Here is a 23478-nt window from a genome sequence, read left to right as displayed (position 1 = left end):
CCAAATTAAATAGATGACGCGCGCCCTCTTCGTGTTTGCTCCTTGCAAACAAGCACCTAGCATTGTAAAAATTGAAGATACACGCGCAAAAAACTCAAATTTGCTGGAAAATACTACTTTGCAATCAATGAGTCATTTTCATGAAAACACTTTTCCTGCTTTTATTCCTGTTCCCGTCAGCCTTAATGGCATCTGAAGAATACAGCATAGAAAAACACTTCCAGAATCCCGCTAAACTGCCTGCAAACATTACCGCTTACCTGACCAAAGAAGTAGGGCCAAGCCGCATTGCCAGTTGCCAGGAAGTGAAACCGCATGATCTATTTGAAGCTGAGATCGTTCACCTGAATGCTGCCTCAAAAGCTTACCTGGTGAAGCCTGCGCATATGTGTGTCTGCACCGCGCATTACTGCCCAATGTGGATGTTTCCTGTGAAAGCAAAGACAGCGAAGCCTATTTGGACTCACCCGGCTACGCATACCCTGGAAATTCTGGATAAGAAATTAAGCGGATACAGAAAACTCAAAGAAATGGGCGAGGAACCCACGCGCGGCCATGACTCCGTTTGGTCATGGGACAGAGACCGCTACACAGAAATTGATAATACCGAGTGGACGCTGGATCCCGAAAAAGAATGTCGGTTGACCAAGCAAACCTCGCAAATGATGGATGGCAGAATGGTACAACACTTCATTAAATGCGCTCAGAATTAGCCCATGCATGCAAAGACCGCGGACATGCTTGTAAAAATAGTGTTCACGGTCTTGATTGCTTGCCTGGCTTTACCGCTAAAGGCAGGGGAAACCATGCAGCTTTGGGTCACAGTCGATTGGGAAGGCCTGTCGCTAGAGGAAGACAATCTGCATGCCATGCGCAGTTTCAGGGAAAAATTTCCGCACATCCCCTTATTACATCTGATTAACCCGGCCTATTTTTTGCAACCTGGCGCCAACCGTGCGCAAATCGGCAGCCATATCCGCAGCACATTCCTGCCGCAGGATACAGTCGGCCTGCATCTGCATCCCATGCGTTCATTGGTGCAATACTGCGGTGTCACCTTTCAAACGGCTCCCTCCATCTCCGATGCCAAAGAGGACTGCCGCGAAGCAAGCTGTGGTTACTCAGTGAGCCTCGAATATGCTTACAACCAACTGGAACTGACGCAACTCGTTGCTTGCAGCAGTGATCTGCTGGTCACCAATGGCTTTCAACGCCCCCGTCACTTTCGTGCCGGGGCATGGCAATTTGGCCCCAAATTACAAGCGGCACTGGAAGCTAACCGGTTTATCTGGGATAGCTCTTATATTGATGCTAACTTGCTCACCACCCGCTGGCACAAAGACAGTCGCCTGGTCCGCCTGCTTAAACAGTTACATCCACAGAGCACGCCTTTTGAGCAGCCATTTGCACTGAGTGTTGAACTCATGGAATGCCCCAATAACGCTGGCCTGGCCGACTACACCAGTGCCAAACAGCTGGTGCAACTGTTTGAGCAATTATTGAGTGCACGGCATCCTGTGATGGTGCTAGGTTTTCATCAGGAAACGGCATCGGATCATTTGCTAAATCTGGAACGCGCCATCCCGCATATGGAAAAACTTGCGCGGCAAAAGAATGTCCGTATCGAGTGGATGCACTAATCCACTTTTCTCTTCGAACGCAAACCATGACGATGGATTTATTTACCGAACAACGCCCACACTCAATTGCAATTGCGGAAGGCGCCTGTTGGCTGCCTGGATTTGCGCTGCCAGAAATGCATGCCTTGTGGCCCTGTGTAAAACACCATCTGACCGCACACCCACCGCAGCACATGATGACCCCCATGGGCTATGTGATGTCGGTGCAAACCAGCAGCATGGGGGCACTAGGCTGGGTGAGTAACGCACAAGGCTATGGTTACAGCCCCGTCAACCCATCAACCAATGTATCGTGGCCTCCCCTGCCCGCAGTGATTTTGCAACTGGCAGCAGAGGCCGCCGGTAAAGCGGGCTATTCCCAGTTTGTGCCTGATAGCTGCCTGATCAATGTCTATGCGCCGGGCTGCAAAATGGGTCTGCATCAGGACAAAGACGAAAAAGACTTCACTCAGCCGATTGTCTCTGTCTCACTTGGCCTGCCGGCCACGTTTCTGTTTGGGGGCAGCAAGCGTAGTGACAAACCGGTGAAAATTCCGCTACAGCATGGCGATGTGGTGGTCTGGGGAGGTGCCAGCCGAAGGTTTTACCATGGTGTTAGCCCCGTTAAGGCAGGCACACATTCTCTGACAGGCAACTGCCGTATCAATCTCACCTTGAGAAAGGCGGGATGATTTTGCGCTCAATGATGGAGTTGATAAAAAGTCTGCGCAACACCTGATTAACATCAATAAAGCACTTCACTTCCGGGTTGCATCTGTTTCTCAAAAGAGTAAACTGAAACTGTCCTCTCTATCCAATTGATAAGGCAATTGGCTCTGGAAAGGCACCATTTCTGAGAAAAGGAGTTTGTCATGAATTTACAACTTACTGGACATCATTTAGAAATCACTCCGGCATTACGCGATTACGTTTCATCCAAATTTACGCGTATCAGCAATCACTTCGACCATGTGATCGATGTCAAAGTCACCATGTCTGTTGAAAAGCTCGCCCAAAAGGTTGAAGCCACACTGCACGTTCCAGGCAACGATTTGCACGCTGCCTGCACCGATGAGAACATGTACAGTGCCATCGACATGCTTACTGACAAACTTGACCGTCAGGTATTAAAACACAAGGAAAAAAACGGTGACCACCATAAATCTGGTGGCGCAGTGAAACACCAGTTGAGTTCCTAAGTTTTGCCTCACATTCTCTACCCGCTCGGGTAGAGAATTCAAACAACCACTTCTGTATCACTTTTACGTCGTTTCACTCCCACCACCTGCTATTCAGTTGTAAAATGAGCCTCAATCACTTGTGGACATGTTGACACCCCGTATGGCGCAAATCTCTGTCGCTGATTTGTACAAACAGATACGCAGCAAACTCAAATTGAAATGGGTGGCTGGCGAGTCTGGTGGTCAAAAAATCCTGACTTCAGGCACCGTGACCAAACCGTCGCTGGCGCTGGTCGGTCATTTGAATTTTGTGCATCCCAATCGCGTACAAGTGCTGGGCTGTGCCGAAATGGATTACCTGGGCGGTTTGAGCATACTCGCGGTGCAGCAGGCGGTGAGTAATTTATTTTCAACAGACCTGGCCATGGTGGTGGTCGCCAACGGCGAAAAAGTCCCTGCCATCATGCTCGAAGCCGCGCAACAAACACAAACTCCCTTGTTTACTACACCGTTGATTAGCCCGCAGCTGATGGAGTTGCTGAGCCATTACCTGGCGGTGGCCACGGCAGAAACCACCAGCATGCATGGCGTGTTTATGGAGGTGCAAGGCTTTGGCGTATTGATCACCGGTAGCGCCGCGATTGGTAAAAGCGAACTGGCGCTGGAACTGATCTCGCGCGGTCACCGCCTGGTGGCGGATGATATTGTCGATTTTTACCGTATCTCGCCGGAACGCATAGAAGGCCGCTGCCCGGAATTGCTGCAAGATTTTTTAGAGGTGCGTGGCCTGGGTATCCTCAATATCCGCGCACTCTACGGCGATAATGCGGTCAAACCGACTAAACCACTGGACATGATGATACAGCTGGAACTGGCGGATGAACTGAAACCGCAAGACCTGGACCGCCTGAGCGCCAACCGTCAAACCCAGCACGTGCTGGATGTGGAAGTCAGCAAGGTCATTATCCCCATTGCGGCTGGCCGCAACATCGCGGTACTGGTTGAAGCCGCCGTGCGCAACCATATGTTGCTGCTGCGCGGCGTGAATGCCACCAAACAGCTGACGCAACGGCAAAAACAAATCATGCTCCGGGAAAGCAAATTAAGATGAAAAGGTTGGGTACATGCAGCTGGTGATCGTGACAGGTCTGTCGGGCTCGGGTAAAACCATTGCTTTGCGCGTGTTTGAAGACAGCGGCTATTATTGTATTGATAACCTGCCTGCCACCTTGTTGCCCCACATCCAAAACCATGTGGCTGACCGTGACGCGGCCAAAGTCGCTGTGAGTATCGATAGCCGCAGCATTGCCATTGAATCGCTGCCAGATATCCTGCAAACGCTGAAAACACAGGGCATTGCTGTTCACCTGCTTTTTCTGGATGCCAGCCGCGAGACGCTGGTGAAACGTTTTTCCGAAACCCGGCGCAAACATCCCTTGAGTACGCCTGACCAGGCGCTGGACGAAAGCATCAATCACGAACGTGACCTGTTATCCGGGCTGAGTAACCTGGGCCATCATGTAGATACCAGCAACCTGTCGGCCAATGCATTGCGTCATCATACGCGTGACTGGATGCTGCAACTCGAGCAAAGCTACCAGCAAGCGCGCGACCACTCACTGGTGCTGTCATTTATCTCATTTGGCTTTAAACATGGCATCCCGCTGGATGCTGACTTTGTGTTTGATGTGCGTAGTCTGCCTAATCCCCATTACGACCCGGTTTTGCGCCCTTACAATGGCAAGGAAGCGCCTATCCAGCAATTTCTGCAAAACGAACCCATGGTGCTTGAAATGCAGCAAGACATTCAGCACTATATAGAAAAATGGTTACCAAGCTTTTATCACGATCATCGCAGCTACGTCACTGTCGGCATCGGCTGCACCGGGGGGCAACACCGTTCCGTCTATCTGGTGGAACAACTGGGCGCCTATTTCAAGCAACAGCATCAAGTGATGACACGTCATCGTGAATTGCACGATGCGCCTGTCACCGCCACCCCTTAATTACGGATTCTGAGAGCAAACTTATGATTGGTGTATTGATTATTGCGCATGGCAGCCTGGGGCCTAGCCTGATTGATTGCGCGACGCATGTGATGGGCAATCGCCCGGCACAGCTGGATTTCCTGGAAATCTCCAAACATGACGACCCAGCCGAAATATTGCCCAAAGCACAGGCACTGGTTAAAAACCTCGATAGCGGCCAAGGGGTATTAGTGTTGTCAGACATTTACGGCGCAACGCCCTGCAATATTGTCACTCGCCTGCTAACGCCAGATGAAATCGAAGGCGTTGCCGGAGTGAATTTGCCCATGCTGGTCCGCGTTCTCAATTACCGCCACGAAGGCCTGCATTCCTGCATCCAGAAAGCACTGAGTGGCGGCCGCGATGGCGTCGTCCACTTCACCAAAACCACTTGTCATCACGCACAATAACTTTAAACACTTATGGCCAAACTCTCTGTAGAAATCATTAACAAACTCGGCTTACATGCTCGCGCCTCGACCAAGTTCACCCAAACGGCCAGCCAGTTCAAAAGCGAAGTCTGGGTCGAAAAAAACGGCCGTCGTGTCAACGCCAAAAGTATTATGGGTGTCATGATGCTGGCTGCAGCCAAAGGCAGCATCATCGACATTGAAGCCACCGGTCCGGACGAAGAACAGGCATTGGCGGCACTGCAAGCGCTGGTGAATGACTACTTTGGTGAGGGTGAGTAATTGACCAGTTTCAGCATGCACGGCGTCGGTGTGTCCAGTGGCATCGCCATTGGCCATGCCCACCTGATTTCCCATGCCTTGCTGGAGGTCGTGCACTTCAAGATTGAGGCTAGCGGTGTCGATGACGAAATCGCCCGTTTTGAACGCGCGATTGCCCTGGTCAAACACGATCTTGAGCAACTCAAGTCACAATTGCCCAAAAACGCTCCCGCCGAGCTGGGTGCTTTTATCAACACGCACCTGGCCATGCTCAGTGACAAGTCGCTCTCCGAGGCACCCAAGGCCATTATCCGCGATGAGCTATGCAATGCCGAGTGGGCGCTCAAGCAGCAAATGGATGATATCGTGGCCCAGTTTGACGCCATTGAAGATGCCTACTTGCGTGAGCGAAAACAGGACGTGGTGCAAGTTGTTGAACGTGTGATCAAAGTGTTGCTGGGCCGAGACCAGCTGGCTGCCAGCGAAAAGAAACTGCAAGCCCGGCAAGAGCGTGCCATGATCCTGGTGGCACATGATGTATCGCCGGCCGATGCCATCCAGTTCAAGCATCACCAGTTTGCGGCGTTTATCACCGATGTCGGCGGCGTGACCTCACATACTGCGATTCTGGCTCGCAGCCTGAATATTCCATCGATTGTGGCATTGCAACGCGCACGTGACCTCATCAACGACGGCGAATTGATGATTGTCGATGGCGCCGCCGGGGTTGTTATTGTCAACCCGGACCCGGAAGTCCTGTCCGAATACAAGCTCAAGCAAAACCAGTGGCAGCTAGCACAACAAAAGCTGCAACTGATCAAAACCACTAAAGCGGTGACTGTCGATGGCGTAGCGATTGATTTGCTGGCCAATATTGAAGTCCCCGAAGACGTGATCAGTGCAAAAGCGTCTGGCGCTGTGGGGGTAGGTTTGTACCGCACCGAGTTCCTGTTTATGAACCGCAGCGAGATGCCCAGCGAGCAGGAGCAGTTTGAGGCCTACAAGCACGTGGCCGAGGCCATGAAAGGCTATCCGGTGACCATCCGTACGCTGGATATCGGTGCAGACAAGCAACTGAACCCGGACGAAGTGGTCACTGCCACTAACCCGGCCCTGGGTTTGCGTGCTGTGCGCTACTGCCTGGCTGAGCCACATATTTTCCACACCCAGTTCCGCGCCCTGTTACGGGCATCACGTTACGGGCAGGTCAAAATCCTCATCCCCATGTTGTCTAACCTGGCCGAACTGCGCCAGGCCAGGCTGTTACTTGAGCGGGCCAAGGAGTCACTGCGCAAGGAAAACATCCCGTTTGACGAGCAGATACACATGGGCGGCATGGTAGAAGTGCCAGCGGCGGCCATCAATGCTGAAGCGTTTGCGCAAGAACTCGACTTTTTGTCCATAGGCACCAACGACCTGATTCAGTACACTCTGGCGATTGACCGGGCTGACGATGCGGTGGCGCATTTGTATAACCCGTTGCATCCGGCCGTGTTACGCCTGATACAACTCACCATACAAGCCGCAGAAAAATACCAGAAACCGGTCTCGGTCTGTGGTGAAATGGCGGGCGATATCAAGCTGACGCGCCTGCTGGTCGGTATGGGCATGCGACAGTTGTCCATGCATCCTTCCCATATCCTGAGCGTGAAATCACAAATTCTGCAAAGCGAAGAAAGCATATTGGCCAAACAGGCCAAAAAGATCCTGTCGTTTAGTGACCTGGAAAAAATTGAACCCCTGATTAAAAAATTTAACGGTGAGCTGTTGTAACAAGGACTAGCCCTGTCCTTGTATTTGCAAAATTCATCACCATCATCAAAATATACAATGACCCACACGCGAACATTTGGCTAATAATAGCCTCTATCAAGCATTGTATTCATCAAAGGATAACGTTGTGAGCACTAACCCATTACTCGTTTTTACTGGCCTGCCTAAGTTTAATGACATCCGCCCGGAGCATGTGTCTCCGGCCATCGACACCTTGCTTGCTGAAGGCCGCGCCCTGGTCGAGCAACTGGCAACGGCCACAGAGACCCCTGACTGGCAACACTTCGTGCAGCCGATTGAAGATTTTTCGGAAAAACTGTCGCGTAGCTGGGGACCGGTCGGACACATGAACGCAGTGGTGAACACGCCGGAGTTGCGTGAAGCCTACAACGAAAACCTGGCCAAACTGACCGACTTTTATAGCGACCTGTCGCAGGACGAACGCCTGTATAACAAATACAAAGCGATCCAAGCCAGTGCCGAATACGCCCAACTCAGCCGGGCACAAAAGAAAATCATCGATAACGAAGTGCGTGGTTTTAAACTCGGCGGTGCCGAGCTGCCACCTGCGGAAAAAGTGCGTTTCAAAGAAATTGCCGAACAGCTCTCCAAACTGGGCAGTAAGTTTGAAGAGAATATTCTGGACAACACGAATGACTTCAAGCATGTGGTTGCAGACGCTGCTGAGTTAACAGGCCTGCCTGATGACGCGCTGCAAGCAGCTGCCGAAGCTGCAAAAGCGGACGGCCAGAGCGGTTACCTGTTTACCCTGCATTTCCCGTCTTATATGCCGGTGATGCAGTATTGCGACAATCGCTCATTGCGCGAAACCCTCTACCGCGCCTATGCCACCCGCGCCTCTGAGTTCAGCAAACCGGAATGGGACAACACCCATTTAATTGCCGACCTGCTCAAACTGAAGCAGGAAGAGGCGCAGCTATTAGGCTTTAAAAACTACGCCGAGCTGTCACTGGCCACCAAAATGGCCGATACACCACAACAAGTGATTGAGTTTCTGGATACGTTAGCTAAACGCGCCAAACCATACGCTGAAAAAGACATGGCCGAGCTCAAAGCTTACGCCGAGAAACTGGGCTTTAGCGATATGCAGGCCTGGGACGTGGCCTATATCAGCGAAAAACTGCGTGAAGAAAAATACGCATTCTCTGATCAGGAAGTGAAACAATACTTCCCGGAAGACAAAGTGCTGGCCGGATTATTTAAAGTGGTTGAAACCATTTTTGGCGTGCAGGTACGCAAAACCGACGCGCCCTTATGGCATAAGGATGCAAGTTTCTACGAAATTAGCGACCAGCAACGCCAGCCAGTTGCCTATTTCTACCTCGACCTGTATGCGCGTCATGGCAAACGTGGCGGCGCCTGGATGGATGAATGTATCACGCGCCGCAAAACAGCCAGTGGCATTGAACTGCCCGTCGCTTACCTGACCTGCAACTTCTCCGCACCGGTGGGCGACAAGCCTGCGCTCTTCACCCATGACGAAGTGATCACGCTGTTTCATGAGTTTGGACACGGCCTGCACCATATGCTGACCCAGGTCGAGGAATATAGTGTCTCCGGCATCAAGGGTGTGGAATGGGACGCGGTAGAGCTCCCCAGCCAGTTTATGGAAAACTTCTGCTGGGAATGGGACGTGTTGCGCCATATGACGGCACATGTCGACAGTGGTGAGCAACTGCCACGTGCGCTATTCGACAAAATGGTCGCGGCCAAAAACTTCCAGGCTGGCATGCAAACCGTGCGCCAAATCGAGTTTTCATTATTCGATATGCGTCTGCACAGCAGCTTTGATCCGGCAGGCAAACAAACCGCCCTGGACGTGCTAGAGCAAGTACGTGAAGAAGTGGCGGTATTACGTCCACCGAAGTGGAACCGCTTCCCCAACAGCTTTAGCCATATTTTTGCCGGTGGTTATGCGGCTGGCTACTACAGCTACAAATGGGCAGAGGTACTCTCTGCGGATGCTTACAGCCTGTTTGAAGAACTGGGCGTATTGTCTGAAGAAGCGGGAAGCCGCTTTAAGAATGAGGTACTGGCACAAGGCGGTGCTCGTCCGGCGATGGAATCGTTTGTGGCCTTCAGAGGCCGCGAACCGAGCATGGATGCTTTGCTCAGGCATAATGGCATGTCACAATAACCCAAGCTAGGTCGTGCAGACCTGGCTTTTATTTATTACGTACTCAAGGACCGCCCTATGTTACACACAGCTCGCTGGCTTCTGATTGCAGTATGCCTCAGTTGCTCATACAGTTTTGCCGCCCAGCCTGCAGAGGATGACATACAAGCCAAAACCGTTGAAGGCGACGAAGTGATCCTGCACTCCAACGGTTACTGGGAGTTCAAGGATGCCAAAAAAGCAGAAGTCGCGAAAACCAAAGTAGAGCAGTTTGAGCGCAGCAATAGTTGCCCCTTGGGGATGCGGCCAAGTTTTCTGGGCATAGGCCGCTGCATTGCCTATGATGACCCTATCCTCAAACGTGGCTCACTCAGTGGTAAAGGCCGTTAAACTTTAAAGCACTAAAACAGGGCAACCAAGGTTGCCCTGTTGCTTTTTAATGCAGGCTGTTGGCGATGTCTTTATACAAACCTGCTTGCAAAGCGCTAGTGGACAGGCTTAGGCGCTGATTGCGCAGCGGGAACGTACCTTGCTTAAACGTAGTATTACCTTTAATACTGAAGCATCATGATTAACTCTCTCGATTTTGCGCGCCACGGTGATAAACAGAACTCGGCTTTCTTTGAGGAGTATCTGCAAAAACTGCTAGAAGAACGCGACCAGATGGGCCTGACCGACATGATTCAGGAGATTGATGCCCTGATGATCACGGTGGACCCGGATCATTCGATCCAGTACATCGCCGAACTGTCTTTAATGACCTCTTACCATTATCTTGTGACGCTGGAGAGTGAAAAGCACTGGACGCATATCCTGCGCATAGACCTCAACTCGCCGGATTTGCTGGTGCGCGAAGTCAAGGACCCCAACCTGCGCGGCATTTTCCGCTCACTCAACGAGATTTACCCGGTGGGCGCGCGTAAACCGAACAGCCGATATATGGGTGAGATTATCCGTGTCACCAATATGCATGAAGTAGTCAGATTACAGGAGGAACGCGAGTTCCGCTTCTTTACGCAGGACGAAGTGCGTAAGCTGGAACTGCCAGGCAATGTCGCGATCAGCAAGCCGTCGCCCTATACGCATAATATTGTTGGTTATATGAAACGCGATCCAGGTGAATTACGTGTGTACTCACTGGGCATCAGTACCATACGCCCGGATGTGCAGGCCGCCTATGAGCAGGCCAAGGACCAACAGGCCAAGCTGCGTATAGATGACCTGATTTTGCCTGTGGACCATCTGGCCACGCGCGTATATAGCCAGAACCGCGAAGTGGCGATCCTGGAATACCTGTCCTGGTCCAGTTACTTTTTCTGGGGTGCTTACAATATCTGGGACCAGAACTCATCCACCAACGTCACCAAAAGTGCACATGGGTTTGCCGAAACCAAAAGCCCGGCCAAAGTATTTACTGCCAACAACACACCTTACTTTGTCAATCACCTGGAAAAACTACCTTCGCCTACTGAGACTTTTGTGCGTAATTATGGCCCACGCCTGCATCATATTGCCCTGTCGGTGAAAGACGGCACGCGCGATGGCAAGGAGAATATCGATTTTGTGGTGGATGCGATTGCCAGCCAGGGCAAAGGCTTTTTACTCGATGTGATTGGCTCCAAGGAAGAAGGCCTGAAACAGATATTCTCTAATGCCTCCGAACATTCATCGTTGATTATCGAATACGTGCAGCGCTACGATGGTTTTGATGGCTTTTTCACACGCGACAATGTGGCTAAACTCACGGAAGCCGCCGGGGTGGAAGAAGGCGTACTGGAAGCGCAAGCCAAGCTGAGCCAGCTGGGAGCCAAATAATTTTGCCGGTGCACCGCGGGCGACTGTTTTATACTACTTGTTTTGAGTAAGCAGAGACCTCCATGCAACACGACTTCTGGCACCAGCGCTGGCAGAACCAGCAGATAGGCTTTCACCAGGGTGATATCAACCCGTTTTTGCTGGCACATTTACAGGCTCTGGGGTTGCAGGCTGGTCAGCGCGTCTTTGTTCCGCTGTGCGGTAAATCACTGGATATGCATTGGTTGCTGGCGCAAGGGTATCAGGTGGTTGGCGCTGAACTGAGCCAGTTAGCAGTGGACGCTTTTTTTACAGAACTCAAACTAGCCCCAGAGATCACGCAATCAGGCTCACTGAGACATTATCGTACCGAGCAGATAGAGATATTGCAGGGCGACTTTTTCGCGTTAACGCAAGACCAGCTAGGCACTGTGGATGCCATTTATGACCGCGCAGCACTCATTGCCTTGCCAGACGAAATGCGCAAGCAATATTCTCGTCATCTGATGTCCATCACGCAAACGGCACCGCAACTGCTGATCAGCTTTCAATATGATCAGTCGCTGGTGCCTGGCCCGCCATTTAGTGTGAGCAGAACAGAAGTTAGCGCCCACTATGAGCCACACTATGTGCTGACAGAACGGGCCAGTACTTACCAGGAGAAAGGCATGAAGGGCCAATACCCTGCTGAAGAAACGGCCTGGTTACTGCGTCCGCGATAAATCGCATCCAACCAGGCTGTCATGGTGCTCCAGCCAGTGTTGCAAGCTTTCTACCACCTGGTGTGCGTTTGCCCGCACCTGCTCGCTGGGTTGCCTGAGGTCAGGCACCACCACCACACGCAAACCAGCCGCAATCGCCGCCTGTGCGCCCAGCTCGCTGTCTTCAAACGCGATACATTCGTCTGCGGGCAGCCCCAGTTTCTCAAGCGCTAGTAAGTAAATATCAGGATGCGGTTTGCCGCGCTTAACCTCCTGGCCACTCGTCACATGGCTGAAATAATCCAGTACGCCGGTGTGCGTCAGCCGATGTGTAATATGAGGAATGGGTGATGAAGACGCCACGCTACAAATAATCCCATGCGACTGATAATACTGTAACAATGCTTGCACGCCATCTTTCAATGGAAAAGCATGGTCTCGCGTTTCCAGGAAGGCATTCAGCCCCTGCATCACGTGTTGAAAGTTAGCCTCACTGCCCAATTGCTGCGTCATGAGCCGGGTGGAGTCTGACCAGACACGCCCAACGAGTTCCACATACTCGGCCTGTGTGTAGGTAATCCCTATGGTAGCTGCGGCCTGTATGCAGCCTTGCATAATAATGCGCTCGGAATCGATCAACAGACCGTCCATATCAAAAATAGCTGCTTTAATCACTTAAACAACACCCGCCACCAGACAAAACAGCATTTTATCGCGACTGCGTTGCGGTGAAACAGACACTTTCACGAATCGATCATTTATTTAAAATTTGCCAGCTTGAAATTCCTACACAACTTAACAAAGGCTGGTTAATATAAAACCACATGACACCACGGTATTCAGATTTTGCATCACGGAACGTCATGCCATGAAGCGACCCGCCACAGGATGGGAGCAGCAGCATGTGACGGCAGTCAATAGCGAAGCATATCGTTAAGGAGCCCCTGATGGATAAAGCAAAACTGTATACCTTGCGCTGGTCTGCCATGCAAATTGCCAGATTATCCGCCGACCCCAAAGTGGATGCGCTGGCGCTTAGCCAGATTGAAATCCTCTCGCAATTGCTCGAAGAGCCTATGCCTGAAGAATTCAGGCCGCCCGAACCGCCCCGCCCCAGTTTGCATGTTGAAGAGGCGGCCCCGGCAAAAAAGCGCTACCCGCTCGGCGAAAAAAAATTGTGGTACCCCGAAGCCCTGATACGCGCTGATATCAAACGTGCAGCGCAGGGAGAATACCCTAAAGGGTATCCTTCTGGTGCCATCATCCACTTTACGGCTGGCCAATATTCCAAGGGTGTTGAAAATGCGGTCACGGCCATCTCAAGCAGCCCCTATTTTTTCTGCTGCATAGGCACCGACGGCAAGTTGGTGCAGGCCAACCCGCTCAACCAATGGGGCTATCATGCCGGTGAAAGTGCCTGGACCATTGATGGCGCAAAACGCAATGGGGTCTCCAATTTTTTGGTGGGGATTGAAATCACTAATCCAGGTCGGCTCGATGTATATGACGGCAAGTTTTATACCTATTGGGACACTGGCCGCAAATACCCTTTGGATGCCAAAAAAGTACGCGTGATCACGCAAAACCAGGACAATATTCTGGCCGGCGCTTACTTGCCTTATACCAAAGCACAGGAAACGACGTTAATTGAGTTTTTAGTCTGGGCCAAGGCAAACAATCCCAGTGTATTTAACTTTGACTATGTGCTGGGCCATGACGAAGTGGCAGGCCCCAAAGGCATAGGACGCTGGCGAAAGAATGATCCTGGCGGTGCCTTGTCGATGACCATGACGGAGTTCAGGCAGTTGCTGAAAGACGAATATAAAAAGCGTTACGGATAAGCACCAGGCAAAAAAATGCCCCGATGGATCGGGGCGAATTGTGGACTTACCTATCTCTCAAGGCCTTAGATTAAACAATGTGCCCGCATACAGGTTTGATCAATATCAAAGGTTGGCTGAAAACACAGGAGAAACTCTGTTTTTGATCGCGTTTAAGCCACCGCATATTCCAGTGGCGTCACAGTCACACTCACCGTGAGTTGCTGCGCGCCGCCTCCCAGCACCACGCCGCGCATGGGTGACACATCGCCAAAGTCACGGCCCCAGGCCACAGTAATATGTTCCTGTTGGACCAAACAATTATTGGTAGGATCAAAGTCTACCCAGCCGTAGACCGGGCAATACACTGACAGCCAGGCGTGCGATGCATCTGCACCGATCATGCGTGGCTGGCCAGCGGGCGGATGGGTGAGGATATACCCGCTGACATAACGGCAAGCCAGGCCGATAGAGCGTAGCGCGCCTATCATCAGATGCGCGAAGTCCTGGCAGACGCCGCGGCGGCCTTCCAGTACCGTATCCAGGGGGGTGGAGATATCGGTGGCTTGGGGGTCAAACTCAAACTCGGTATAAATTTTTTGCGTCAAGGCCATGGCAGCCTCAAGTAGCGACCGCTGCGGCGTGAAACAGCTCAGGGCAAAGTTGGCCAATGCTTCACTACAAGTCACCCGGGTTGTGGCATAGATATACGGGGCCGCATCCAGATGTTGGGTGTCCTGGTCTTTTAACAGGGCTTTTACTTGCTCCCAGGGCGGACTTTGCACAAAATCAGCCATCAGCGGCCGCGGCTGGATATCAACCTGAAATCTGGAAGTGACCTCTAGCGCCTGATGGGGCGTCATGATGGTGAAGTAATCATTGTTGTTGCCAAAAAAGTCCTGCCGCCGTGACTGTTCGGCGGGTTGTGGTTCGCAAGCCAACGTATAAGAAATGCATTGCTGGAAAGGCGTCTGCCGTGGCATGAGATGCAGCAATTGCTGTGATTGAATCACCGGCAAATCGTAGCTATAAACTGTTTGATGTTCGACCTGGTAACGCATCGTGGGCCTTAATGTCCTGACATTACCACCGGGCTGGCGTAACTGAAAAAGCGCAAGCTCAGCCGATCAGACAAAGTCAGGGTCACATCGTAGGTGCGGTTTAACCAGGCCGACAATGTCGCGTCGCCTGGCAGGAAACATTGATCAGGATCCAGTTGCAGCAGGGCTTGCCAGCAGTCCTGAAGCTCGGCGGCGATCCCGCCCGCATTATCTTGCGCGTCCATCTCTTCAAGGTATTTGACCAGCCCCTTGATCTGGAACACCACAGAGTTAGGGTTATTATCATCCATCAGCAACAGATCAAGCACGGGCAACCACTCGGGTTGCGAGGCATAGCGGGCACGGTAAGTGACCAGGTTATTGGTCACTTGTAACAACCATTCCAGGTTGCTGTGCTGAGGCATTTGCAAGGCGCGGCTCAACAGTACACACATGAATTGCAAGCGTTCAATGCGCCGCCCCAGCGACATAAAACGCCAGCCCAGGTCACGCGTCATCCAGTCCATAGCAAAGCCTGTCAAGGTGACAAAATGATTCACCGCCTGCTCGATGTACGACATCGCATCCTGCAGGGTGGCATGCGCATGCCGGGTAATAAATTGCCGGGACAACACGTTCACGGTGCGCCAATGGTCATTGGAGATACGTTCACGCAGGTTAAACGCCTGTTGATACAACTGTTGCACGCTGGTGGCCAGGCTACCGGACTGCTGCGAGAACACCGCCTGCACCAGCAAAGGCTCAATGTCATCATCACTATACGGCTGCCATGTCGCCCACTCTTCTTCATCTTTGGGTGAAGGCAACAGGTCAAACCACTGGCAGAGTCCCTGCATGGTGGGCCACTCGCCTTCGCGCGACTCCGGCGTATATTCGAGCAAGGCGCGCAAGGTCGCACGTAACATCATGGCTTTTTGCAGGTTGCGTACCGAATAACGGCCATACCAGAACATGTTTTCTGCCATGCGGCTGGAGAGCGAGCGATTTTCACGCACCAAGTCCTGGCTGGAAGTGGTTTTGCGCAACAGGCTAAAGGGCGACTGGGTAAACTCTGACAGTACCCAGGTATCTTTGCTGGTCCCGCCCCGTTGCATGGTGACCACCCGGCAATCTTTACCACTGGCGACCCGGGAAAGGCCACCCGGCATAATGGCATAACCATTGGGCGTGGCAAACGCATACACGCGCAAACTCACGGCCAGCGAACTCATTTGCGTTTGATGGTGATGATGGCTGAGCACAGGGGCCTGCGAAATATCCACTTGCTCCTGAGCGATATAGTGTCCTGGCTGCGCGCGCAGCTTGGCAATCAGCGCCTCTTTTTGTGCCGCATTCAGATCTTCGCCAAAAATCGGCGAATATTGCACCTGCGGATACGCGGGTTTGATCACCAGGTCATCCAGATGATCGATCACATATTCCAGCGCAGCGGATTCGCCACACCACCAGGTCGCCACCGAAGGCATGCGCAACGATTCGCCCAGCAAGGACTGGCACAAATTGGGCAAAAAGCCGAGCAAAGCCCCGGACTGCAACAGGTTCGCACCCAGCGCATTGGCAATCAGCACATTGCCGAGGCGTGCGGCCTGCGTGAGTCCCGCAACGCCTAACAGTGACTCGGCATTCAGCTCCAGCGGGTCACAGTAATCATCGTCTATCCGGCGCAAAATGGCATGCACAGGCTTGAGCCCGGCGATAGTCTTGAGCCAGACCACCCCGTTACGCACGGTCAGGTCGCTGCCTTGCACCAGTGGATAGCCCAGATACCCAGCTAAAAATGACTGCTCATGATAGGTTTCGTTATACGGCCCTGGGGTCAAGATCACGACCAGTGGCGGCTCCCCCTGGCTGAGTGGGGCAATGCCAGGGACCGTCTGTGCCTGATTTTGTGCCACGCGGTGGCCCCAATGCGCCAGGCTATCCCGCATGCTGGCAAAAAAGCCGCTCAACCTCTCGATATTGAGGTCGCGGAACATTTCGGGGAACACACTGGAAATAATGGTACGGTTTTCGAGCGCATAACCCGCGCCTGTGGGCGACTGCGTACGGTCAGACAACACCCACCACTGCCCGTTGGGGGAACGCGCAAGATCGACAGCATAGTTGTGCAAAGCAATATTGTCGTAATGCGGAATGCCGACACAAGATGGCAAAAAGCCATTATGGCCATAAATCAGCGCAGGCGGCAGTTGGCCACTGGCAAACAGCCGCTGCTCGCCATAGATATCCAGCAACACCTGGTTGAGTAAGGTGGCGCGCTGTGCCACCGCGGCGGCAATCTCCTGCCACTCATGCGAGGGAATGATCAGCGGCAACACATCCAGATCCCAGGGCCGCTGCACGCCATGCGTGTCCGCATAGACGTTATAGGTCACACCGTTATCGCGGATCTGCCGCTGCACCGCCTCCATGCGCTTACGCATGACGGCCGGCTCTTCGCTCTCCAATTGCGACACCAGCGCCTGCCAATGCGGACGTGGCTGGCCCTGGCTATCCAACAATTCGTTATAGCGGTCAGAGAAATAAAGCTGGTTAAGCACCGGTTGCATGCGTCGTTAAGTGATCGTTGAGGGATTATCTAACAAGACACTGAGTGTAACAGGATGTTCACACATTCGGCTGCCAACGCAGGTCTAGCGTAAACGGGAAACGCGGATTTGGTGGCTCTTTTACCACAGTCACCTTACCCGGTGTATGGCCATGCGCCCAGAAACGGGCAAAGCGCCGCGCCTCGGCTTCGTTGGCATTGACCGGGAAAGTATTGTAATTACGGCCACCCGGATGAGAAACATGGTAAGTACATCCACCCAAGGACTTTCCGCTCCAGGTATCCACCAGGTCAAATACCAGTGGCGCCTGCACCGGGATCGTCGGGTGCAAGGCCGACCACGGACTCCAGGCACGGAAGCGCACCCCGGCCACATATTCCCCCGCATGGCCAGTGGCTTGCAGTGGCAAAGGCCGTCCGTTACAGGTCACCACATGGCGTCCATCGGTGAGGCCGCGCACGCGCAACTGCATGCGCTCCACCGAGGAATCCACATAGCGCGCCGTGCCGCCGCCCGCCATCTCTTCGCCCAGCACATTCCAGGGCTCTATCGCCTGACGCAACTCCAGCTCCACACCATGATAGGCCACTGTGCCATAGCGCGGAAAACGGAACTCAACAAATGGTTCAAACCAGCGCTGCTCAAAGGCATAACCGGCCTCACGCAAATCGGCCACCACATCGGCAATATCCTGCGCTACAAAGTGCGGCAGCATCCAGCGGTCATGCAACTCGGTCCCCCAATGGACCAGTTTGCCGGTATAAGGTGTTTTCCAGAATCGGGCCACCAGCGCACGTAATAACAGACCTTGCAGCAAGCTCATGCGTGCGTGTGGCGGCATTTCAAAAGCGCGGAATTCCACCAGACCCAAGCGGCCGGTCGGGCCATCAGGCGAATACAGTTTGTCGATGGAAAACTCAGAGCGATGCGTGTTACCGGTTAAATCCACCAGCAGATTACGCAGTAAGCGGTCAACCAGCCAAGGCTGCTGGCTCTCCTCGCCAACCGGCAAGGCTTGCGCCATTTGCTGGAAGGCAATCGCCAACTCATACAAATTATCATCGCGCGCCTCATCCACACGCGGTGCCTGGCTGGTGGGGCCAATAAAGGTGCCCGAGAACAAATAAGACAGTGCCGGATGGTTCTGCCAGTAAGTAATCAGGCTACGCAGCACATCGGGACGCCGCAACATCGGGCTATCGGCGGCGGTCTCGCCTCCCAGCGTCACATGGTTGCCGCCACCCGTACCGGTATGGCGGCCATCCAGCATGAATTTTTCCGTCCCCAGCCGGCACAAACGGGCTTCTTCATACAGCACATTCATATTGGTGACCAGCTCTTTCCAGGTGCTGGCTGGATGAATATTGACTTCGATCACGCCGGGGTCCGGCGTCACACTAAGCAACTTGAGGCGGCTGTCACGCGGCGGCGTATAGCCCTCCAGCCACAACTTCAGTTTTAAGTCACTGGCGGTTTGCTCAATGGCACTCAACAAATCCAGATAGTCTTCAAGACGGTTTACCGGCGGCATAAACACATGCAAGCGGCCGTTGCGCACCTGCACACACAATGCGGTGTGTACCACCTCGCGCGCCAGCGGCTGGGTGGTTTTGTGCTTGAGCCTGACTTTGGGCGTTTTCGATGTCTCCAAAGCTTCTTGGTCAGCAAACGGATCCAGCGGAAACTCTGGCTCAATATCCGCAGGCAGTTGCCAGGGCAATGAAGACAGCGGCAAGCGCAAGCCCATTGGCGAATCCCCGCCCAGCAGGTACAAATGCTCACGCCGTAACGGCCATTTGCTAGTCAACCATTCGCCAGCACTGCGGCTTTCGTCCGGCTTGAGCGGCATGACGTAACCCACAATCTGCCCCAAGCCTTGGTTAAGCAAGCTGGCCAGTCGTTTACGTTCGGACGCATCTTTCAGGTCAGCCTTGAGTGGATCGACATTGGCAGGTAGTTGCTGTTCCTGCTGTGCAAAGCTCATCACATCCTCATAAGCGGGAATGACACACGCCGGAGGAAAGCCCAGCATGCCTGCCAGGTGCGTCGCAAACATCTGTGCCTGCTTCACCCCATAGCCATCACTGACGCCCTCGGCAGAAAACAAACTGGCATCGCGCCAGACTGGTTTGCCATCGGACCGCCAGTAAATATTAATCGCCCAGCGAGGCAACGGTTCGCCGGGATACCATTTGCCCTGGCCGTAATGCAAAAAGCCGTTGGGCGCAAAATGCGCTTTCAGACGCAAGGCCAGGTCACCGGCTAATTGCCGTTTATGCTCACCCAGCGCCTGGGTATTCCATTGGGCGCCATCCATATCATCAATCGAGACAAATGTCGGCTCACCGCCTTGCGTCAGCCGCACATCTTGCTTTTTGAGCTGCACATCTACCTTGTCTCCCAGCTTGAGGATGGCCTGCCAGTCCTCTTCGCTGTAAGGCTTGGTCACACGCGGGTCTTCGTGAATGCGCGTCACGGTCATCTCATGGTTAAACGTCACCTCCGCCACATCTGTATATCCCGTCACCGGTGCGGCCGAAGAAGGCAACGCCGTACAAGCAAGCGGGATATGCCCCTCACCTGCCATCAAGCCGGACGTCGGATCCAGCCCGACCCAGCCGGCACCAGGGATAAATACCTCAGTCCAGGCGTGGAGGTCGGTAAAATCCTTATCCGTCCCGCTGGGGCCATCCAGCGCGGCGACATCGGCCTTAAGCTGGATCAGGTAGCCGGAGACAAAGCGGGCGGCCAAGCCCAGATTGCGCATGATCTGCACCAGCAACCAGGCGGAATCCCGGCAGGAACCGGTCAACTTGGTCAGGGTTTCTTCTGGCGTCTGTATGCCCGGCTCCATGCGCACGGTATATCCCACTGCCGCCTGTACATGCTGGTTGACCGCCACCAGAAAATCGACGATGCCCATTTCCGGTTGAATCACCTTTTTCTGCAATTCGGCCATGAGTTGCTTGAGCAAGGGCTCGACCGGATCAGGCTGCAAATAGGCAGTCAGCTCAAATGACTGCTGCTCGGTATATTGAAAAGGATAGTGCTCAGCATATTTCTCGACAAAGAAATCAAACGGATTAATCACCGTCATGTCTGCCACTAAATCGACCGTAAAATCGAGCTCGCGCACCATTTCGGGGAACACATACCGGGCGATGTAGTTGCCGTAAGGGTCTTGCTGCCAGTTGATAAAATGCTTTTCCGGTTTCACGGTCAGCGAATACGACAAAATCGGCGTACGCGCGTGGGCAGCGGGCTTGAGGCGGACTTCGTGTGGAGAAAGGTTAACCAGGCGGTCGAATTGATAGCGGGTGCGGTGATGTAAAGCGACGCGTATAGCCACTGCTGATCCTCAAGAATATTATGATTTTAAGCAGCGTGATGCAGGAAATATGCCAGCCACGCAAAACAGACTCGCGTGGCAGCCATCTAAACAGTAAAAAACGGGGGCTGGATTACTTGCCGCCGCCGACCAGGTTTTTCACCGCACTCACCACATCGCCTGGCATCACGACAATTTTGCTATTGCTGGAGTCTGCCATTTTTTGCAGCGACTGAATGTAGCGATCCCCCAGCAAAAACGTTGCTGAAGTATTATTTTCCTTAACCGCCTCCGCAATCATCTTGATCGCCTCGGCGGAGGCTTTAGCACCCACCATTTGCGCTTCAGCATCTTTACGGGCGGCTTCCAGCCGTGCTTCTGCATTCAGGATCAAAGACTGCTTGGCGCCTTCAGCTTCGGTCACCACGGCCACACGCTCACGCTCGGCCGCTGCCTGACGCTCCATGGCATCCTGCATATTGGCAGAAGGCTTGATATCCTGAATCTCCACACTTTTTACGGTCAGGCCCCAGTCCAGTGCCTCATCGGCAATGGCTTCTTTCAACTCGGCCTTGATGCGGTCACGCGAAGTCAGCGCATGGTTCAGGTCCATGCCACCGATAATCGAACGCAAACTGGTTTGCACCATATTGCGCATGGCCTCACGGAAATTCTCAATACCGTATACCGCACGCTCAATATTGGTCACCTTGATAAAGGCGACCGCATTGGCCAGAATCACCGCGTTATCGCGTGTAATCACCTCTTGCTCGGGTACATCCAAAATGATGTCCTTGGTGGTGACTTTATAACTGACACTACTCAAGATAGGGTTGATCACATGCAAGCCCGGCGTCAGGATGCCAGCGAACTTGCCCAATCTTTCAACCACCCATTCTTCACCTTGCGGCACAATGCGCACGCCTTTGACGATGGCAATCACCACCAGCACAATGACGATTAAACTGACTTCAGTCATGATTACTCCTTTTTCATTAATTCATGGCTAGTGATAGCTCAGGACAACGGGGCAACACGCAGACTATTACCCTCTACTGCCACCACCCTGGCCGCTTGCTGCTCTGCAATCGCAGTATCGGCATATGCCACCCATTCGCGACTGCCCAATACCCCCTGGCTAAAACGGATTCTGCCAGGATTGGCTGGTGAAATAGCCACAATCACCACGCCTTCTCGGCCGATTTCTTCTCCCTGTGCCTGACCCACGCGCAATGCCGGCTTACGCTTTTCCAGTTTTCGCATGACTGCCAGCGCAATCGCCGCCAGCACAGCATAGTTCAAGGCTTGCAATGCCAGTGGCATCTCTGCAAACAAGGCGCACAACACCGCCATTACCAACGCAGCAATGCCCAACCATAAAAAATACAGGGTTCCCACCAGCATTTCCACGCATAGTAGCACCAGGCCTAGTCCACACCACAACCATAAGGCGTTCATCCAAGTATCCTTGCCAACAACATTGCAAGCCATGGTATCACTAGTTATGTCAAAATAGTGTGCCATGACTCATCCAGTCCGCCTTTCACTCGCAACAGACCGACCCACCCGCATGCAACAAATTGCAGATTGCTTTCCGCATGCGCCGGGACCTGCACTGGATACGGCATGGCAAGGAGGGCGCACCATGGCGCTACAACGACTGCAGGCCGTGGACCCCGAATCATATGCCCGTAGCCGTAATCACCTGTCCGGAGCGGTCACCCGGCTTTCACCTTATTTGCGACACGGTTGCATCACCCTGCCGGAAGCGCTTGACCATATCCTGAAAAATTCTGACAAGCGCGCCAACAAACTAGCTTCAGAGTTAAGTTACCGCGATTACTTTCGTCAGGTCTGGTACCGCTTTGGCACCCAAATCATGCAGGAAATGGAGCCGCCTAAAGTCACCCTAGGCCACAACCCATTGCCAGACTTTATTTCGCAGGGATTTACCGGACTCATTTGCATGGATGAGATCGTGCGGTCGCTGCAGCAGCAAGGTTATGTCCACAACCATGCCCGCATGTGGCTGGCTGCTTATCTGTTACATTGGCTCAAAGTTGACTGGCGCCAGGCAGCTGACTGGTTTGAGCAGCAGTTACTGGATGGTGATATCGCGTCCAATCACCTTTCATGGCAATGGATAGCCTCCAGCTTTAGCAACAAGCCCTATTACTTCAATAAGGAAAACATTATTAAGTTTGGTGGGGAAGCCTGGTGTCATCAGTGCAAAATCAAATGCCCTTTCGCCAGCAGCTACGAAACCTTACAGCAACGCCTGTTTCCCGAAGATATCCGCGACAACCGCGAGACAGATTTACAACCTCTAGCGAACACTTCGCAATCACCCTTATCCACCATTTCAGATGCCTTATCGGAGTTGGTCTGGGTACATGATGAAATGCTTTCGCCCGAGCATCCTTTACATACGCTGGATATGCCAGCCATTTTTGTGTTTGACCCGGAAATCCATGGACACTGGCCGCTCAAACGTCTGGAATTCATGGCTGATTGCCTCGCAGAAATGCCAGGGACACAAATATGGCATGGAAACACCAGGCAAGTCCTGACGCAGCTCTCCGAGGGACAGATATCAAGCATGGATACACCGCAACCAGTACTCAAGCAAGCGGTGGCAGGCTTGCAGGTGCGATGGCAACCCGAAAACCGCATCACTGACGTGACATTAACCGATCATCAGCTGATGCGCTTCAGCCGATACTGGAAGGTGGTCGCGCCGACTCTCAACGATAGATTTTACACGGCTTGAAACAGCGGCCAGCCCCTGCCCACTGGCCCGCTGTGTTAAAATCACGC

21 protein-coding genes are annotated in these 23478 nt (G+C 53.0%); 15 read left to right on the top strand and 6 right to left on the bottom strand.

Going from position 1 to position 23478, the window contains the following annotated elements; all coding sequences use genetic code 11:
• The first annotated feature begins 140 nt into the window (after positions 1–140).
• From ACJ67_RS01145 to tmpT, 13 genes are all read left to right on the top strand, one after another.
• Positions 141–713, top strand: a complete 573-nt coding sequence (locus tag ACJ67_RS01145) for a hypothetical protein (RefSeq protein ID WP_049637527.1) — start codon at positions 141–143, stop codon at positions 711–713.
• A gap of 24 nt (positions 714–737) precedes the next feature.
• On the top strand, positions 738–1640 hold the full coding sequence (locus tag ACJ67_RS01140; protein ID WP_049639700.1) for a hypothetical protein: 903 nt from the start codon (positions 738–740) through the stop codon (positions 1638–1640).
• A gap of 32 nt (positions 1641–1672) precedes the next feature.
• Complete coding sequence (gene alkB / locus ACJ67_RS01135; protein WP_049639699.1) at positions 1673–2311, top strand: DNA oxidative demethylase AlkB; 639 nt, start codon at positions 1673–1675, stop codon at positions 2309–2311.
• A 180-nt stretch (positions 2312–2491) separates the two neighbouring features.
• A complete protein-coding gene (gene hpf / locus ACJ67_RS01130; protein ID WP_018986882.1) occupies positions 2492–2818 on the top strand; it encodes a ribosome hibernation-promoting factor, HPF/YfiA family in 327 nt (108 codons plus the stop codon).
• A 142-nt stretch (positions 2819–2960) separates the two neighbouring features.
• Complete coding sequence (hprK, locus tag ACJ67_RS01125; protein WP_049637526.1) at positions 2961–3911, top strand: HPr(Ser) kinase/phosphatase; 951 nt, start codon at positions 2961–2963, stop codon at positions 3909–3911.
• 13 nt (positions 3912–3924) lie between these two features.
• Positions 3925–4806 carry an RNase adapter RapZ gene (gene rapZ, locus ACJ67_RS01120; RefSeq protein WP_049637525.1) on the top strand — a complete coding sequence of 294 codons (882 nt, stop codon included), beginning with the start codon at positions 3925–3927 and terminating at the stop codon, positions 4804–4806.
• Positions 4807–4829: 23 nt separating this feature from the next.
• Positions 4830–5237: a PTS sugar transporter subunit IIA gene (locus ACJ67_RS01115; RefSeq protein ID WP_049637524.1), complete on the top strand. Its 408-nt coding sequence runs from the start codon at positions 4830–4832 to the stop codon at positions 5235–5237.
• Between the two features lie 12 nt (positions 5238–5249).
• A complete protein-coding gene (locus ACJ67_RS01110) occupies positions 5250–5519 on the top strand; it encodes an HPr family phosphocarrier protein (protein ID WP_018986886.1) in 270 nt (89 codons plus the stop codon).
• Positions 5520–7271, top strand: a complete 1752-nt coding sequence (gene ptsP, locus ACJ67_RS01105; RefSeq protein ID WP_049637523.1) for a phosphoenolpyruvate--protein phosphotransferase — start codon at positions 5520–5522, stop codon at positions 7269–7271.
• 127 nt (positions 7272–7398) lie between these two features.
• Positions 7399–9429, top strand: coding sequence for a M3 family metallopeptidase (locus tag ACJ67_RS01100; RefSeq protein ID WP_049637522.1), 2031 nt, complete (start codon positions 7399–7401; stop codon positions 9427–9429).
• Positions 9430–9486: 57 nt separating this feature from the next.
• Positions 9487–9798: a hypothetical protein gene (locus ACJ67_RS01095; RefSeq protein WP_049637521.1), complete on the top strand. Its 312-nt coding sequence runs from the start codon at positions 9487–9489 to the stop codon at positions 9796–9798.
• Between the two features lie 177 nt (positions 9799–9975).
• Positions 9976–11223 (top strand): hypothetical protein, encoded by a 1248-nt coding sequence (locus ACJ67_RS01090; protein WP_049637520.1) that lies wholly within the window; start codon positions 9976–9978, stop codon positions 11221–11223.
• Positions 11224–11285: 62 nt separating this feature from the next.
• Positions 11286–11924 (top strand): thiopurine S-methyltransferase, encoded by a 639-nt coding sequence (tmpT, locus tag ACJ67_RS01085; protein WP_049637519.1) that lies wholly within the window; start codon positions 11286–11288, stop codon positions 11922–11924.
• On the opposite strand, the gene ACJ67_RS01080 is transcribed toward tmpT, so the two are convergent.
• Positions 11907–12578, bottom strand: a complete 672-nt coding sequence (locus tag ACJ67_RS01080; RefSeq protein WP_049637518.1) for an HAD family phosphatase — start codon at positions 12576–12578, stop codon at positions 11907–11909. The two genes, tmpT and ACJ67_RS01080, sit on opposite strands and share 18 nt — an antisense overlap.
• A gap of 272 nt (positions 12579–12850) precedes the next feature.
• On the opposite strand from ACJ67_RS01080, the gene ACJ67_RS01075 reads away from it, so the two are divergent.
• Complete coding sequence (locus ACJ67_RS01075; RefSeq protein ID WP_049637517.1) at positions 12851–13744, top strand: N-acetylmuramoyl-L-alanine amidase; 894 nt, start codon at positions 12851–12853, stop codon at positions 13742–13744.
• Between the two features lie 152 nt (positions 13745–13896).
• On the opposite strand, the gene ACJ67_RS01070 is transcribed toward ACJ67_RS01075, so the two are convergent.
• The 5 genes from ACJ67_RS01070 to ACJ67_RS01050 all read right to left on the bottom strand — a co-directional run bounded on the left by ACJ67_RS01070 (position 13897) and on the right by ACJ67_RS01050 (position 22119).
• Positions 13897–14784: a transglutaminase family protein gene (locus tag ACJ67_RS01070; protein WP_049637516.1), complete on the bottom strand. Its 888-nt coding sequence runs from the start codon at positions 14782–14784 to the stop codon at positions 13897–13899.
• Positions 14785–14792: 8 nt separating this feature from the next.
• On the bottom strand, positions 14793–17333 hold the full coding sequence (locus ACJ67_RS01065; RefSeq protein ID WP_049637515.1) for a circularly permuted type 2 ATP-grasp protein: 2541 nt from the start codon (positions 17331–17333) through the stop codon (positions 14793–14795).
• Positions 17334–17391: 58 nt separating this feature from the next.
• Positions 17392–20682: a DUF2126 domain-containing protein gene (locus tag ACJ67_RS01060; RefSeq protein WP_049637514.1), complete on the bottom strand. Its 3291-nt coding sequence runs from the start codon at positions 20680–20682 to the stop codon at positions 17392–17394.
• Positions 20683–20794: 112 nt separating this feature from the next.
• Positions 20795–21640, bottom strand: coding sequence for an SPFH domain-containing protein (locus tag ACJ67_RS01055; protein WP_049637513.1), 846 nt, complete (start codon positions 21638–21640; stop codon positions 20795–20797).
• Positions 21641–21678: 38 nt separating this feature from the next.
• Positions 21679–22119, bottom strand: coding sequence for an NfeD family protein (locus ACJ67_RS01050; protein ID WP_082164087.1), 441 nt, complete (start codon positions 22117–22119; stop codon positions 21679–21681).
• Between the two features lie 64 nt (positions 22120–22183).
• Between ACJ67_RS01050 and ACJ67_RS01045 the strand changes: the two genes are divergently transcribed.
• Entirely contained in the window at positions 22184–23431 is a 1248-nt protein-coding gene (locus ACJ67_RS01045; RefSeq protein WP_049637512.1) for an FAD-binding domain-containing protein, read from the top strand.
• Positions 23432–23478 lie beyond the last annotated feature (47 nt).

Origin of the sequence: Methylophilus sp. TWE2, from assembly GCF_001183865.1 — a bacterium.
In the GTDB taxonomy this organism is placed as follows: domain Bacteria; phylum Pseudomonadota; class Gammaproteobacteria; order Burkholderiales; family Methylophilaceae; genus Methylophilus.
The sequence above is the reverse complement of the archived record's forward strand: the minus strand, read 5'-3'. Positions and strand labels throughout refer to the sequence as shown.